At 50.6% G+C, this 15,685-nt stretch carries 13 protein-coding genes and 2 pseudogenes; 6 read left to right on the forward strand and 9 right to left on the reverse strand.

The window, feature by feature from the left end; genetic code table 11:
• Window positions 1-584: 584 nt before the first annotated feature.
• A complete protein-coding gene (locus BJF97_RS31620) occupies window positions 585-1,610 on the reverse strand; it encodes an IS630 family transposase (RefSeq protein ID WP_040118421.1) in 1,026 nt (341 codons plus the stop codon).
• 234 nt (window positions 1,611-1,844) lie between these two features.
• Between BJF97_RS31620 and BJF97_RS31625 the strand changes: the two genes are divergently transcribed.
• On the forward strand, window positions 1,845-2,813 hold the full coding sequence (locus BJF97_RS31625; protein WP_077255425.1) for an IS5-like element IS903B family transposase: 969 nt from the start codon (window positions 1,845-1,847) through the stop codon (window positions 2,811-2,813).
• Between the two features lie 207 nt (window positions 2,814-3,020).
• Here the strand turns inward: BJF97_RS31625 and BJF97_RS31630 are convergent.
• Window positions 3,021-5,795: pseudogene (locus tag BJF97_RS31630) on the reverse strand (Tn3 family transposase); the annotation flags it as partial.
• Window positions 5,796-5,859: 64 nt separating this feature from the next.
• Here BJF97_RS31630 and BJF97_RS31635 point away from each other — a divergent pair.
• The gene (locus tag BJF97_RS31635; RefSeq protein WP_001067855.1) at window positions 5,860-6,564 is read left to right on the forward strand and encodes an IS6-like element IS26 family transposase; all 705 of its coding nucleotides are present in this window, start codon (window positions 5,860-5,862) and stop codon (window positions 6,562-6,564) included.
• Window positions 6,565-6,751: 187 nt separating this feature from the next.
• On the opposite strand, the gene BJF97_RS31640 is transcribed toward BJF97_RS31635, so the two are convergent.
• Window positions 6,752-7,168 (reverse strand): type II toxin-antitoxin system VapC family toxin, encoded by a 417-nt coding sequence (locus tag BJF97_RS31640; protein WP_021312768.1) that lies wholly within the window; start codon window positions 7,166-7,168, stop codon window positions 6,752-6,754.
• A complete protein-coding gene (vapB, locus tag BJF97_RS31645; RefSeq protein WP_021312767.1) occupies window positions 7,165-7,395 on the reverse strand; it encodes a type II toxin-antitoxin system VapB family antitoxin in 231 nt (76 codons plus the stop codon). The genes BJF97_RS31640 and vapB overlap by 4 nt, the downstream gene beginning before the upstream one ends.
• 627 nt (window positions 7,396-8,022) lie before the next feature.
• Here vapB and ccdA point away from each other — a divergent pair.
• The 4 genes and pseudogenes from ccdA (at window position 8,023) to BJF97_RS31665 (ending at window position 10,749) form a co-directional block, all read left to right on the forward strand.
• Window positions 8,023-8,241, forward strand: coding sequence for a type II toxin-antitoxin system antitoxin CcdA (ccdA, locus tag BJF97_RS31650; protein WP_006788213.1), 219 nt, complete (start codon window positions 8,023-8,025; stop codon window positions 8,239-8,241).
• A 1-nt stretch (window position 8,242) separates the two neighbouring features.
• A complete protein-coding gene (ccdB, locus tag BJF97_RS31655; protein WP_006788214.1) occupies window positions 8,243-8,548 on the forward strand; it encodes a type II toxin-antitoxin system toxin CcdB in 306 nt (101 codons plus the stop codon).
• A 193-nt stretch (window positions 8,549-8,741) separates the two neighbouring features.
• A pseudogene (locus tag BJF97_RS35370) lies at window positions 8,742-9,757 on the forward strand (hypothetical protein).
• A 197-nt stretch (window positions 9,758-9,954) separates the two neighbouring features.
• Window positions 9,955-10,749 (forward strand): site-specific integrase, encoded by a 795-nt coding sequence (locus tag BJF97_RS31665; RefSeq protein ID WP_016240356.1) that lies wholly within the window; start codon window positions 9,955-9,957, stop codon window positions 10,747-10,749.
• Window positions 10,750-11,164: 415 nt separating this feature from the next.
• Here BJF97_RS31665 and BJF97_RS35375 read toward each other — a convergent pair whose 3' ends face one another.
• The 5 genes from BJF97_RS35375 to umuD all read right to left on the reverse strand — a co-directional run bounded on the left by BJF97_RS35375 (window position 11,165) and on the right by umuD (window position 15,656).
• Window positions 11,165-11,467, reverse strand: coding sequence for a hypothetical protein (locus tag BJF97_RS35375; RefSeq protein ID WP_004197636.1), 303 nt, complete (start codon window positions 11,465-11,467; stop codon window positions 11,165-11,167).
• On the reverse strand, window positions 11,464-12,090 hold the full coding sequence (locus BJF97_RS31670) for a ParA family plasmid-partitioning AAA ATPase (RefSeq protein ID WP_016946792.1): 627 nt from the start codon (window positions 12,088-12,090) through the stop codon (window positions 11,464-11,466). The genes BJF97_RS35375 and BJF97_RS31670 overlap by 4 nt, the downstream gene beginning before the upstream one ends.
• Before the next feature lie 576 nt (window positions 12,091-12,666).
• Window positions 12,667-13,542, reverse strand: a complete 876-nt coding sequence (locus BJF97_RS31675) for a RepB family plasmid replication initiator protein (protein WP_004098982.1) — start codon at window positions 13,540-13,542, stop codon at window positions 12,667-12,669.
• Window positions 13,543-13,953: 411 nt separating this feature from the next.
• Window positions 13,954-15,225 (reverse strand): Y-family DNA polymerase, encoded by a 1,272-nt coding sequence (locus BJF97_RS31680; RefSeq protein ID WP_064357922.1) that lies wholly within the window; start codon window positions 15,223-15,225, stop codon window positions 13,954-13,956.
• Window positions 15,225-15,656, reverse strand: coding sequence for a translesion error-prone DNA polymerase V autoproteolytic subunit (gene umuD, locus BJF97_RS31685; RefSeq protein WP_006796638.1), 432 nt, complete (start codon window positions 15,654-15,656; stop codon window positions 15,225-15,227). The genes BJF97_RS31680 and umuD overlap by 1 nt, the downstream gene beginning before the upstream one ends.
• Window positions 15,657-15,685 lie beyond the last annotated feature (29 nt).

The following is a 15,685-nucleotide window of genomic DNA, read 5'->3' on the forward strand; positions in this document are numbered from 1 at the left end:
TTATACATTACTTCGAAACCAAAATAGGCAGGTCAACAGCATCCCGATAACGGCTTGACTCTTAGAAGGGCGTCCAGGGCAGTCATTATACGAGCAGGCAGTTCCGACAGTTACTGTGGCGATACCGGATCAGGCAGAGTATGAGCCGGCGCGGACTGAACATCATAATCTCAGAGAAGAGATGATGCCAAAAACACTATCTTACTTATTTTTGGCCTGTCTGATGTAACAAATTTCAAACAGAAATATTTTTTTTGATAGGCCCTACCTTATCTTACAGAGCGCTGATGATTGTAAACCATTCAATGAATCGGTTATTACAAAACAGAATAATAATTATTAATATAATTTAATATCATGGCCTAATCATTAACCAACCGCAAGTTACAGATAATGCATTCTATAGATTAACTTTTCATAATAGTAAAAATACGGGCATCATAAGATGCCCGGTAAGCATATTGCTTAAACATGAGCCAGAAAGGACGCTACCTTTCTGTCTTATCATTATATATTATTTTTCATATAAGTAAATATTCAGTTTAGTTTTGGACGGAATTATTTACTCATATACCCAATAAACCTCAAGATGCAGGTTTGAGCACCTGAAAATGATCGTTAATTCGGGACGTCAGAAAACCCGCTATCCCCGGTAACGTATGGCTGAAAAATTCAGATATTGCATCCCTGAACTCCCTGCTGTTGCTGAAGTAGCGGTTATTCCGGGCATGTTCGTTCATTAACTTCCACATTCGTTCTATCGGATTCAGGTTCGGGCTGTACGGCGGGAGGTAATGAAGTTTTATATTTACCACCTCCGCCCAGTCTTTCACTAACTGTGAACGGTGATAACCAGCACCATCCAGAATAACATGAACTTTCTGCTGATAATCTGGATAAATTTTACGTATCTCATTGAAAAAACGAGATACGTTGTATTCATTAACCGTTTTATATTCGCAGATTAGCGGATGTTCCGGGGCCTTCAGATTCAGCGCCCCCATGATATTCAGCCGTGTACGACTACCTGTTGTTTTTACCGCTTTTCTCTGGCCTTTACGTATCCAGCCATAACCTATTTTGGTGGCCTGAGTCGGATGGACAGCATCAATAAAAAGAACCGGTTCATCACCTGCGGTGGCTTTGAGTTCCTCATAATATTCAATGAATTGCTTTTGTTTCTCTTCACTGAATTTATGCGGGACGCCTGACGGTTTTTTATAGGTGAAGCCGTTCCGGTGCAGCCACTTATTCATTCCCGGAATGCTGAAAACGATGTTCCATGTCCGCGCGACAAACGCGACAATATCACGGGTATGGTAAAATAAATTGTCGGATAAGTGGCTGATTAAAAAAGCCGTTTGTTCAGCGCTGAGTTTGCTGTCTGAGCCGCCATTTTCGGGCTTCAGCTTGCCTTTGTTCAGAAACTCGCTGATATGGTGGTCAACAGTAGTCTGATGCAGGCGTAAAGCCTGAGCGATCATGGCCGAACTCCAGCCCTCGGAGGCCAGAAGAATGGCTTTAATGCGATCGCAAACGCGCTTATCACGACTGGAGTCATGAAGACGCTCAAGTTCAGCTTTTTGTTGGTCAGTGATAAAGATTTTCATGGGGACAGCATGATCTCCTGTTGCTGAAAAATCAAGCGTCTTCAATGATCACGGGTATAAACGATAAAATGATAAGTCTTTCCCTAAGCGGAATATCACCGGAAGAACGTTTCTTCATGCGGACTTATATTATAAATACACTGGCGAGTGAGATATAGCCAACATTGGTAATGGTGCCAACTTACTGATTTAGTGTATGATGGGCTTTGTTGAATAAATCGAACTTTTGCTGAGTTGAAGGATCAGATCACGTATCTTCCCGACAACGCAGACCGTTCCGTGGCAAAGCAAAAGTTCAAAATCACCAACTGGCCCACCTACAATAAAGCCCTCATCAACCGTGGCTCCATAACTTTCTGGCTGGATGATGAAGCTATTCAGGCCTGGTATGAGTCAGCAACACCTTCTTCACGAGGCAGACCTCAGCGCTATTCTGACCTTGCCATCACGACTGTGCTGGTCATTAAACGCGTATTCAGGCTGACCCTGCGCGCTGCGCAGGGTTTTATTGATTCCATTTTTACACTGATGAATGTTCCGTTGCGCTGCCCGGATTACACCAGTGTCAGCAGGCGCGCAAAGTCGGTTAATGTCAGTTTCAAAACGTTCACCCGGGGTGAAATCGCGCATCTGGTGATTGATTCCACCGGGCTGAAGGTCTTTGGTGAAGGCGAATGGAAAGTCAAAAAACACGGCAAAGAACGCCGTCGTATATGGCGAAAGTTGCATCTGGCAGTTGACAGCAACACACATGAAATCATCTGTGCAGACCTGTCGCTGAACAATGTGACGGACTCAGAAGCCTTCCCGGGTCTTATCCGGCAGACTCACAGAAAAATCAGGGCAGCATCGGCAGACGGCGCTTACGACACCCGGCTCTGTCACGATGAACTGCGGCGTAAGAAAATCAGCGCGCTTATCCCGCCCCGAAAAGGTGCGGGTTACTGGCCCGGTGAATATGCAGACCGTAACCGTGCAGTGGCTAATCAGCGAATGACCGGGAGTAATGCGCGGTGGAAATGGACAACAGATTACAACCGTCGCTCGATAGCGGAAACGGCGATGTACCGGGTAAAACAGCTGTTCGGGGGTTCACTGACGCTGCGTGACTACGATGGTCAGGTTGCGGAGGCTATGGCCCTGGTACGAGCGCTGAACAAAATGACGAAAGCAGGTATGCCTGAAAGCGTGCGTATTGCCTGAAAACACAACCCGCTACGGGGGAGACTTACCCGAAATCTGATTTATTCAACAAAGCCCTCATGAGGTTGTGGGATGGTCTTGTTTTTGAATGTGCCAGTTTTCTTAATGGCAAAGATTAACTCACCTTCTGTTATTCCTAACATTTCAGCAAATGTTTTTGCTTCTATAGTTACTGGGGTTTGAGAGCCAATGGAACGAAAACGTACGCTAAGAAGTTAATTCATTGTTTAAATTGAAATTTAGTTCTCTCAGTTCCCCCTTCAAAATATCCTCCGGTAGCGTAAACGTATAATGCCCCAGCATATTGATATGCCCGTGCATCAGTGGGGACAACCGGGCGATATCTTCAACCCCGATTTCTTCTCCATTACTGCGTATCCAGCTCAGGGCTTCCTGCATATAAAGTGTGTTCCACAGTACCACTGCGTTAGTGACCAGGCCCAGTGCCCCCAGCTGATCTTCCTGACCTTCACGATAGCGCTTTCTGATCTCACCGCGCTGCCCGTAGCAGATCGCCCTCGCCACAGCATGGCGGCCTTCCCCCCGGTTTAGCTGCGTCAGGATCCGCCGACGATAATCCTCATCATCAATATAATTAAGAAGGTACAGCGTCTTGTTGACGCGCCCCACTTCCATGATCGCCTGTGCCAGCCCTGATGGGCGCGAGCTTTTCAGCAAAGAGCGAATGAGTTCTGAAGCATGAATGGTGCCCAGTTTCAGCGAACCGGCGGTTCGCATCATCTCATCCCACTGATCCTCGGCTTTCGACAGATCGGCACAACCACGTGCCAGTTCGTCCAGTGCACCGTAATTTGCCGATTTATCCACTCGCCAGAATACCGCTTCACCGGCATCGGCAAGCCGGGGGGAAAACTGGTATCCCAGCAGCCAGAAGAGGCCAAAAATAATGTCGCTGGTACCGGCTGTGTCTGTCATGATCTCAACCGGATTCAGCCCTGTCTGCTGCTCCAGAAGGCCTTCCAGCACAAAAATGGAATCTCGTAATGTGCCGGGGACAACGATGCCGTGGAATCCAGAGTACTGATCAGAGACGAAGTTGTACCAGGTGATGCCACGTCCGGAACCAAAATATTTTCTGTTAGGTCCTGAATTGACGGTTTTCACCGGCGTGACAAAGCGCATGCCATCAGCTGAAGCCACTTCGCCACCACCCCAGCGGCCAGCAAGCTCCAGTGTGGACTGAAAATCAACCAGGCGGGCATTGGCGCTGACCAGCGTTTCTGCCCGGAGGTAATTCTGTTTTACCCAGCTAAGCCGGTGGCGCGTCAGCGCCGGTATATTGTGCTTTATCAGCGGTTCCAGCCCGATATTGCAGGCCTCTGCCATCAGGACCGCGCACAGGCTGATGTGCAGATCCTGTGCCCGGGCCCCGGATTCACTGACATGCGTAAACTCACGTGTAAATCCCGTTCTGGCATCTATTTCAAGCAACAGTTCCGTCAAATCTACTGGCGGGAGTAGCAGCCTTACCCGACTGTTGAGACGATGCAACGATGTTGGCTCCTCCAGTTTCTCCAGGCTGCTGATAGTCAGGGAAGGATGTTTACCGTCATGGCAAATATGAACCTCCGCATTTCCTTCAAAGCGGGATGCGACGGTTTTCCAGGTTTCATCTAGCTGGACCGCCAACTGTTGCACGCCTTTATGTCCATCAGTGGGATGTCCCAGCGCCCGGCAAACGGGGACCCGCTGAGCCTGCCATTCTTCCCCCTGCAACAGCTTCTCGCGGGGATTTCCCCAGCGATCGCTGTTTTCGAGCCAGATGTCCCTTCGACGTAGTGCATCCTGAAGGCGCTCCAGCAGACAAAGCGAGTAACCGGCACGCTGTATCCGGCCCTCCGCATCGTATACCAGGCGTTTCCAGGGGCCGGTAATAATATGTTCAGGCGCATTGTCTAGGATGCGCTTTTTCGAGCAGTTCAGTTCGGTCAGATAATGAATGGCGGACAACGTATGTTCTCCGGCTGGCGCTGCCTGGAAATGCAGGTCGCGCAATACCGCCGGAAGAAAGCGCTTTACCCGCCCGTACTGCTCCACCATTTCGTCATGGAAATTGTTGTTCTGAGGCCGGGCCAGCTCATTTACCTTGCAGACGGATTCTGCCAGCCTGCTTTTCGGTATGCTGTTGAATATGGTCTCCCTCAGTTCAGCATCGTCAGCCTGTTCATCCAGCAACAATGAACATGCCCGCGCCAATATTAGCGCAGCACGATCAAGATCTTTAAGCGTCCTGAGCCGTTTTTTCTGCCCCGTTTTCTTCGCCGCACGAGTGATATCCAGTATCAGCATATCGAGCACATCAACGGCCTCATCCAGCGCCGCAGTCTCCTGCGCTTTAACGAATGCTGTGAGTACGGCCAGTTTTCTCTGCTGTGGCATTCGCGCGATATATTTTACCGACGCCATGCCTGCGTAACGGGCCAAATTACGCAGTTGTATAGCAGGCAGACCGGTAAAATTCAGTCGGGAAAATTCCAGGTTTCGCAGCCGGATATACCGCTCCAGCGCTTCGGTAAATGCCGGGCCGCTGACGGTGACCGGTCCCTTTTTCAGTTGCTCCAGCGGTGAAGTACGCTGCCCCTCAGGAATGTCCAGAAGCTCCGTCACGCGGGCGGTCTGCCAGCTGTCCGGCAACGCGGCCAGTTTCTTCCACAGCCGCTGATTTGCCCGTTCGCGTATTTCACTGACGAGACGTACAAGTGTGGTTGCTCCGGGCAGCAGGACCTTATTCTGAAGCAGCCACGCGGTGGCAAAATCAAACATAAGGCCGGGTCGCTCATTACTGAGCCATGCGCGGGTGTACAGCAGGCGCTTCAGGCGGAAAGACCAGGGGAAATCGCCAAATTCATGGTAACCGTAATATTCCTTAATCAGCGCAGTATGCTCTCTGAGGGTGGTAACCCGTTCTGCGTAGCGGGTAAGGACTTCTGGACGGCGAATATTAAGCTGCACCGCGACAAATGGCACTGTTGCAAATAGTCGGTGGTGATAAACTTATCATCCCCTTTTGCTGATGGAGCTGCACATGAACCCATTCAAAGGCCGGCATTTTCAGCGTGACATCATTCTGTGGGCCGTACGCTGGTACTGCAAATACGGCATCAGTTACCGTGAGCTGCAGGAGATGCTGGCTGAACGCGGAGTGAATGTCGATCACTCCACGATTTACCGCTGGGTTCAGCGTTATGCGCCTGAAATGGAAAAACGGCTGCGCTGGTACTGGCGTAACCCTTCCGATCTTTGCCCGTGGCACATGGATGAAACCTACGTGAAGGTCAATGGCCGCTGGGCGTATCTGTACCGGGCCGTCGACAGCCGGGGCCGCACTGTCGATTTTTATCTCTCCTCCCGTCGTAACAGCAAAGCTGCATACCGGTTTCTGGGTAAAATCCTCAACAACGTGAAGAAGTGGCAGATCCCGCGATTCATCAACACGGATAAAGCGCCCGCCTATGGTCGCGCGCTTGCTCTGCTCAAACGCGAAGGCCGGTGCCCGTCTGACGTTGAACACCGACAGATTAAGTACCGGAACAACGTGATTGAATGCGATCATGGCAAACTGAAACGGATAATCGGCGCCACGCTGGGATTTAAATCCATGAAGACGGCTTACGCCACCATCAAAGGTATTGAGGTGATGCGTGCACTACGCAAAGGCCAGGCCTCAGCATTTTATTATGGTGATCCCCTGGGCGAAATGCGCCTGGTAAGCAGAGTTTTTGAAATGTAAGGCCTTTGAATAAGACAAAAGGCTGCCTCATCGCTAACTTTGCAACAGTGCCCCCTTGGCGAGTTCCGCCTGAAGCAGACAGAGAGCTGAACGGGGCCGGTGAGAGTGATTGCCCTGTACAGGAGAGACTGCACCCTGGTCCGGTATCTGACCGGATTTTTCACCTGCACCGCATTGTTTTACAACGTTATCTTACCCAGTCTTCCAGCACCAGATCCGGCACCCGCTCAAACTCCCGCACATTATTTGTCACCAGTACGGCGCCGGCCGCAATGGCATGCCCGGCGATCGCCGTGTCGTTCGGGCCTATCGGCGTTCCGGCGAGGCGCAGCGCCACCTTAATCTCCGTGGTGGCGTCCACCGCAGCGCGGTCCCAGGGCAGGATGGCATCGAGGCGGGCGCAGAACGCGTCGACCAGCTGGACGTGGCGCGGCGAGGCCTTCGGGCCGGTGGCACCGAAGCGCATTTCAGAATAAGTGATGGCCGAGACCACGATACGGTGGCCACGCAGCACCGCCTGCTCCAGGCGCTTCAGCACCGCTTCAGGCTGCTCGCGCATGATGAACGAGCAGATGTTGGTGTCGAGCATATAGATCTTGTTCACAGGTTAAATCGTCCTTCGTCGCTGACAACGTCCTCGCGCTCCGCCATAAAGTCCGGATCGGCTTTTTCGAGCTGCGCGAACGACCCCCAGGTCGGCCGGACGGGACGCAGGATGATGCTGTCCCCTTCCCGGACGATCTCCAGCTCGCTCACCCCCTCAAAATCCAGATCGCGGGGAAGGCGGATGGCGCGGTTGTTGCCGTTTTTAAAAATAGATACGGTTCTCATGATTCTCTCCCGGGTAAGTGTGGATATGTGATGCATATCCGGAATGAGGTTGATTGCACCGGGTGTGTGCATATGTTCAGTATAGGCAGATGCTCAGCATATGTATAGATGCGGCATATGCAGATGGTGAGGATATGCGTATGTCAGGCCTATGCAGATGTGGGGCATATGGATATGTTAAACCTATACATAGTTCTCTCTTTTTCTGCTGAGATCCGAAAAAAGCTAGTTCCGGATCTGCTTTCCGGCCTCCGGCGCGCAGCGGCCCGGCAACACAAGATGTAGCGGTGTTCCCAGCTGACCATGACGCTAGATGTTGTGTCCCTCCCCTGCCCCGTAACCCGGTCCTCAGGGGCAGAAAAGACCGCTTTGCTTATTCCGTGTGCGTGGTACACTTCCGGAAACAGTGAAATAGCGGAAAAGTCGGATCAGGCCGGAACGGCCGTCCGGTAATTTAACAGCGTGACTGTGTGGATGATTGTTATATCCTGGTTGATTATTTCTGATGGGAGGTTCACAGTGTGAAATGAATAGCGACATAACAGTATGCTTCTGCCGGGCGTGTGTCAGCTTCATCATTAAGCTATACTGATATGCATACCATTAGTATGCATTCCGGAGTGCATTATGAAGCAGCGCATCACCGTCACCATCGACAGCGACAGCTATCAGTTACTGAAATCCGCGGACGTCAATATCTCCGGCCTGGTGAACAGGGCCATGCAGAATGAAGCCCGACGTCTGCGTGCCGAACGCTGGCAGGCTGAAAATCAGGAAGGGATGGCTGAGGTTGCCCGGTTTATTGAAATGAACGGTTCATTCGCCGACGAAAACAGGGACTGGTGAGATGCAGTTTAAGGTTTATGCCTATAAAAGAGAGAGCCGCTATCGTCTGTTCGTGGATGTGCAGAGTGACATCATCGATACCCCCGGGCGGCGGATGGTGATCCCGCTGGCCAGCGCCCGGCTGCTGTCGGATAAGGTCTCCCGTGAGCTCTATCCGGTGGTGCACATCGGGGACGAGAGCTGGCGCCTGATGACCACGGACATGGCCAGCGTCCCGGCCTCCGTCACCGGGGAGGAAGTGGCCGATCTCCGCCACCGGGAAAATGACATCAAAAACGCAATTAACCTGATGTTCTGGGGGATCTGACCTCCTTCCCGCCCGGAAAGACAGGGAGGATGTCAAAGCGAAGCATTGCCGCAGAGATTACCCCTCACACGGTGACTGTACTGAACTGCTCCTCCGGAGCGGATGGCCTGCCGTCTTTCGCGGCGTCAGGGGACACTCCCCTATCCGATCACTGCTGACAGTTGCAGGGTATAACCCTCAGGGAAAAAAAAAGATGACCGACGGCGTGACCCGGACTGATGTCGACAAAACAATGTGGCTCGTGACACTGGCGGATATCATTACAAATAACAGTACCCGCCAGGAGGAAAATCTGGTCGTCATTCTGAGCAGGGAGGAATCGTGGGGGCCTGCTTCTGAACGTAATTCCAACGCGTTGTATCGGGCCTCCTGCATAATGACACTGTATCTGGCCGATACTGAACAGACGAAGACTCAGACTTTCACTGCAAATTACTGGCCTCTACTGAGTTCCCTGCACCTGTTTACAGAGGAATTCAGACTGGAAGAGCGCCTGCGGGGACACGGCCTGGGTACCTGGATCACGCAGCAGTTTGTGCTCTGGGCCAGAGGTCTGCCGCCTGAAACCAGGGTCTGGCCGATTGACATTTCGAAGGCTGATGAAAAAAGCGAAGAAAACCAGATCCGGAGGGACAGGCTGTGGCATGCAATGGGGTTCCGGTTCCCGGCCGGGCATAACTGCTCAATGCCGCTGGGGGTAGACGAACTGCAGTTGCCGCGGAGCAGGAGTTCAACGCTCCGGGTGGAGCCCCTGGCATCCGGAGTACGCCGGCTGGAAGACGGTTACCGCGGGCTGCAGGAAAAAATTGTGCAGCTGGAAGGGGAAATATTGTCGAAAAAACAGTTAATTGGTTCAATAAAGAAGCATCCTTTTCTTCATCTGTTGCACAGGAAATGGCGCCCGCTCCCGGACGGGAAATGTGATGCCCTGCCGCTGCGGGCAGCAAAACTGTCTCTGCCGCAGAGCGGGGATTCTGACCAGGAGGTGGAGCAACGGGCAACCGGGGTCATCCGGCTGGCTACCCTGTGTGCTCAGTCGCAGTAAAGGATCCTGGATCTGGAAAGGGATCTTGCCTCGCAAAGTGAGGAGCTCGTTGACCTGCAGACAAATCGCCTTTCTATCCTGTGGGAGAAAGTCGTCAACCTGGCCTTATTCTGGGGGGCTTGGTGACTTTTCTGGACTTTATCAAGTGGATGTTGGGGGCATGAATGTTCCCGTTCCATAGCCACACACTGAAGAGGACTGAAACCAGTGCCCGAAAATATCGTGTCTGTAATCACTGACGGGGTAGTTTTGTTTGCGACTTCGTCTGTTTTCTGGCTGGCCGTCGCTGGCTGGTTAGTCATCCTGACTCCGGTAATATTACGAAGAAAATTCTCGGCAAAGAAAAAAGTTAACAGAAATTATGAATAACCTGGTTCCAGTTGGATCTCCGTCATCTCCCGGAACATTGCTTCCGGTGGCCATCGATTACCCTGCCGCCCTCGCCCTGCGCCAGATGGCGCTCGTGCAGGATGAACTGCCGAAATACCTGCTGGCGCCGGAAGTCAGCGCCCTGCTCCATTACGTGCCGGATCTTCACCGCAAGATGCTGCTGGCGACGCTGTGGAACACCGGCGCGCGCATTAATGAAGCGCTCGCGCTGACCCGGGGGGATTTTTCACTGACGCCGCCGTATCCGTTCGTGCAGCTGGCCACGCTCAAGCAGCGCGCCGAGAAAGCGGCCAGGACGGCAGGTCGTGCTCCCGCAGGCAGTCAGGTCCATCGTCTTGTTCCGCTTTCCGATCACCACTACGTCAGCCAGCTACAGATGATGGTGGCCACCCTGAAAATTCCGCTGGAAAGACGAAACAAGCACACCGGCAGAATTGAGAAGGCGCGTATCTGGGAGATCACAGACCGTACCGTCCGCACCTGGCTTAGCGAAGCGGTGGAGGCCGCAGCGGCCGACGGGGTGACGTTCTCAGTACCGGTGACCCCCCATACGTTCCGTCACTCCTACGCGATGCACATGCTGTACGCCGGTATTCCGCTGAAAGTGCTGCAGAGCCTGATGGGCCACAAATCGATTAGCTCGACGGAGGTCTATACGAAGGTGTTTGCGCTCGATGTCGCAGCGCGCCATCGTGTGCAGTTCGCCATGCCGGAAGCTGAAGCTGTTGCGTTGATAAAAAAGTTAACCCCAGACCAATCTACATAGGTCAACTATGGGTATACCCCAGGTTTCGACCTAAAGTAGTTCTTGTGTGGGAAACAGTCCAAGCTTAATGGGGGGCTTATCCTGCCTCACCTTCTACAGCTATCAATCACATTAATGATGTTCAGAAAGGCCCTCATTGCCCTAAAGAAATAAAATGCAGCCATGAAAATAAAGAATAATTGAGATACAACTCCTGCTAAATCATGGTTGCTACCAGCCACTGATAGCAACGTAAATAGTAATGCAAGCGAAAAATATAAGGCAATTGTAGTATTTGAATTCATGTATATCCCCTTATGTATAGGACTGAGGCCACCCCCAAATTTTCACTATCGCGCAGTTATTGCCTCGATATAAAAGGTATTACCACCCTGAACAAGATAACAAGATAACAAGATAACAAGATAACAAGATATTATCGTTGTTTTGCTTCTGCGATTAATCTGGATATCTCTGTTTTTGATAAACTTTTTAGTGCCTCTACCGCTGCCCTGACTACGTCAGAACGATTCACTCTGCTTTTACCTGAAATCATTTCACCCGTTATAAGATCATCAATGTCTTTTAAGTTTTCTTCAAAAAAGGAAATGCTCACTGGTTTTGCTTTACTTACAGCCAATGGTCTCTCTGAAGTCACTTTGGTATTATCAATACCAGCAGTACCACCGTTAATAAACGCTGCCTCATCACGAGATGGAGTATTTGCTCTATTTCTCACAGAATAACCTCTTTAACTAACGATTCGATTTCTTGTTGTGCTTTGTCATTTTGCGTTTCAAATATTGTCATTGATTCTGCCCAAGCATCTCGATGCGCTTTTCGATCACAAACTCGGGAGTTAGCCAGCCGCATTTCAGGATAATCCTTGAGTACGTCAGCTGCCTGATTTGCTTCATTGACAAACATGTTCGTGGGCGTCATGTTTAAAACGAGATATCCCCGGACGTCCTCATTAAAATCTTTTGCTGCTGTAAAAACAGAGCATGTATGAGGCACTACATCCAGGTCCATCTGAGAAGGCCGCAACGGAGAAATGAATACGTCAGCGGCCATCAACCCACTACGCATTTCTGCACTGTCGCGGCCAGCACAGTCTGCGATGACAAAGTCATAAGATTTCTCGTGTTCCTTTAGCATGGCTTTGATGTTGCCTGTTGCGCCAGTAACCGGAATATGGGGAAGATCTTCAGGACGATTGTTGTACCAGGTCAATACAGATTTCTGGTCATCTGCGTCGACAATGATCACTCGATTGCCCAGTGACATCAGATACGCAGCTATAGATACCGCCAGTGTACTTTTACCAACCCCACCCTTTTGACTACCCAATACTATTATCATCACAGCCTCATATTAAGTTGTTAAGTTAACAACTTAATATTGCCAAACAGGCGGCAATATTGCAATACCTTTATTAAGTTAACATCTTATTAAGTTAATAACTACATGAATTATAATTGAATTACCTTTATACCTTAACAAATTGGTAAGATGTTAGGATAACAAGATAACAAGATAACAAGATAGCAAAGTGGTGCCTTTATCCGAAATCCCCATAGAACCGCATAATGCGGCTTTCAACTCCAGGCTACCTTTAGGGAGGGTAGTATCAACCAGTTATGACCGCGTGAAGCAAAAAGTGGGGTGTAGTGGGAAGCCTTTGAATCTTCGGTGTGTCGAAGTGGGGAGTTGGTGAGACAAATTTGGTAAAAGGTGGGGAGAAGCGGGATTGCTTTTCACTTCTATCCAAAAAGGTGTGTTGAAGTGGGAAGGTGCGTAAGTATATACAGATAAAAACACACATTTAACAGGTTCTCATCCCGCTACAACACACCTATTAAGACGTTTAAGGCGAGGCTTCCCCTTACAACACACCTATCAAAATGTTTAAGAAGAGAGCTCCCGTTTCAACACACCTTATACAGCTGTTCCTGGTTTCAGATTTGCTGAGCGACGGTGGATCAGAATGAAAGTCTCTTTACCTTTTTTGGTGATGCTGTGGTCAAGGTACCCAATATCCTGCAACTGCTTGAGGGCCAGTTTAATGATACGGTTCTGTTCCTTTACCGGAGAGAGCAATGAGAGCCTGTCTCGTATTCGTTTGAAAGATATGGGGACTGGGTTCGTAGGCAGACTTTCGATGAAAGTATACAGGGCCTGAGCTGCTTCCTTTCGGGTTAAAGCATTTATCGGCTTATGTCGTAGCAGAACAGTGTAATCAGTTTGGTAGAGTTCCCATAGTCGCTGATCAGCTTCAAGTTCCACCTGGTCGTTTGCAAAATCCAGTTCACCTGTCTTAAGCAAACCTGTTACGGAAACTTTTTGAAGGCCCTCTGAGTCGCTACGGGTAAAGGTAATGGTCTTGCCACGTATCCTGGTCAAAGCTTCTGAAATACTTTTTCTAAGACGGGAATCGAATCTCTTAGACTCAAAGCGGCACATTCCAGCAAACTCATGAAAAGTAAGCTTAATGCTGTTGGTTTTTAAACCGTACTTACTGAAAGCTTCTATGATACCGACCCATACCTTGAAGTCGATGGCCATACTCAACCGTTCACCGGTTATACGAATATCGTCGTAACCCTCCCGCCTTGAGAATTCCAAATCCTTGAGAACAGAGGTCGCATCGATTGATGTTCTAGTGCCCTTTGCAGGCCTGCTTGAAGGAACAAAAACATTTAATCTCATCAGGGCTACAGGCTGAACTGTGGCCTTACTTGTGACGGTGAGTTTATTGTTAACACTTTCACAATCTGGACCTATAACCTCGCCGATATAAACATTCTCATTCATATAGTTATATCCATTTATAGCGTATGATCGATATGTGCCTAAATATTAACTCTTTCCCGTTTCGACACACCTTTCTTCCCGATTCTACCCACCCTTACCCCGTTTTGACACACCTTTTTCCCGCTTCAGAACACCTTTCTCCCACTACGACACACCTGAAATCGCTACGAAGCCCGTAAACAAAGGTTTTGCCGCTAAAGGGATCAGTTTGGATCTATTTGGATAACTAAGGGTAAATTATTGGATCTACTCAAAGGATATGTGGATAACTCATTATGGAATCTATAGAACTTAAGTGCGTAAGGTGTTTTAAAAGGCTTCAGCTCCCCTGGTGCTTCCTCGCTCACTCGCGGGCTTCGCCCTGTCGTTCGGCTGCGGCGAGCACTGCTGGCTCTCTCTGAAAGGCAAAATTTAACCGATCCTCGCAACGGGGATATCTCTCCAGCGAGTGGTGTACGCAGGGGAGAGCATATCGCGTTTCATTTGCCAGGATGGCACAATTCCTCTACCGGCAAACCATACTTTACCCAGCCCTGAGTTGTTGATCCCGTCCAGAACCCTCATCAGCTCAGCACTGTGAGGGCGTGGCGGGCGTTCGTCGAACAGCTGCAGCTGCGAAACGCCGGAGCCGGTGAAGTCATTCAGCATAACTCCGGCTTTGGCATACCGGTGTCCATCCCTCCAGATACGCTCCAGAGCCGTTGTGGCGGCTGCAATGATGTCCCTGGTGTCCTGAGTGGGTGTAAGAAGTTTTTCCGTAGCCACGTTGCCGTAGTAAGGCTCTTTAACGGCGAACGGAGACGTTTTGATGAAAACGGAAATATGCCGGCAATACTGGTGCTCTTTACGCAGCTTTTCAGAGGCCCGCTCTGCGTGCTGACAGATAGCCTGACGGAGTGACTCGTACTCCGTGATCTTCACGCTAAAACTGCGGCTGCAGACAATTTGCTGTTTCGTCGGAGGGGCTTCCTCAAGCGAAAGGCAGCTTTCCCCGTTCAATTCACGTACCGTTCGCTCAAGGACCACAGAAAAATTTTTGCGGATGAAGGCCGGGTTCGTCAGGGCGAGATCGAGCGCGGTCTTAATGCCCAGCACATTCAGCTTGCGTGCAATACGGTTACCCACCCCCCAGATTTCTTCAACCGGCTGCAGTGAAAGCAGTTTCCGCGTTCTCTGCGGATTTCCCCTGGTCAGAGCAAGTACGCCACGAAACTGTTTCCACTCTTTTGAGGCCCACTGGGCTGATTTTGCAAGGGTCTTCGTTGGTCCGGCGCCCACGCCAATGGTCAGGTGGGTACAGTCATACACGTGCTGACGCAGCTGCCGGCCGAAGTCCTCAAGCTCCATACAGTGCTCCACGCCGGTCAAATCGAGGAACATCTCATCAATGGAATACTGTTCCACTCTGGGGGCCAGTTCCTCCAGGCAGTTCATCACGCGCGCCGACATCGAGGCGTAAAGTTCATAGTTACTTGAAAACGAATATATTTTTTCCGGGTACCTTTCGTTTTTTATCTGAAACCACGGAGTTCCCATTTTGATCCAGGGCTTCGCCTCGGCACTGCGAGCGATTACGTTCCCGTCGTTGTTGCTCAGGACGACTATCGGCTTTCCTTTCAAATCCGGTCGGAAAACACGTTCACAGCTGGCATAGAAGCTGTTCACATCGGCCAGGGCAAACATCAGTACATCTCCCTCGGGCGGTGGATGATATGCGTGACGACGCCAAAGATATCCAGCTCGTCGGGGTCAGGATAAATCGGCGACCAGGAGGCATTCATGGGCTGCAGCGTCAGTCGAGGCGTCAGCAGAAGCCGTTTAACCGTAAACTCCCCCTGTACGCTGGCGACAACGATATCGCCGTGCCGCGGCTTTTCAGCACTGTCCACAACCAGCAGATCGCCATTGTACAGACTACCGTCCGCCATGCTGTCTCCGCTGGCACGCAGGTAGTACGTCGCGCTCGGATGCCGTATGCAGTAATCATGGAGATCCAGATCGGACTCGACATAGTCAGCGGCAGGGCTGGGAAAACCGCAGCTGGCCAGATCGGCAAACAATGGATGGGCCTGTGGCGGGTGTTCTTTCCCGGTGCTGAAAAGCTGTAGCTTCATCTTTCCTCCTGACACTCTAATTTTGCTGG

The sequence above is a fragment of the Klebsiella sp. LTGPAF-6F genome, from assembly GCF_001753185.1.
In the GTDB taxonomy this organism is placed as follows: domain Bacteria; phylum Pseudomonadota; class Gammaproteobacteria; order Enterobacterales; family Enterobacteriaceae; genus Klebsiella; species Klebsiella michiganensis.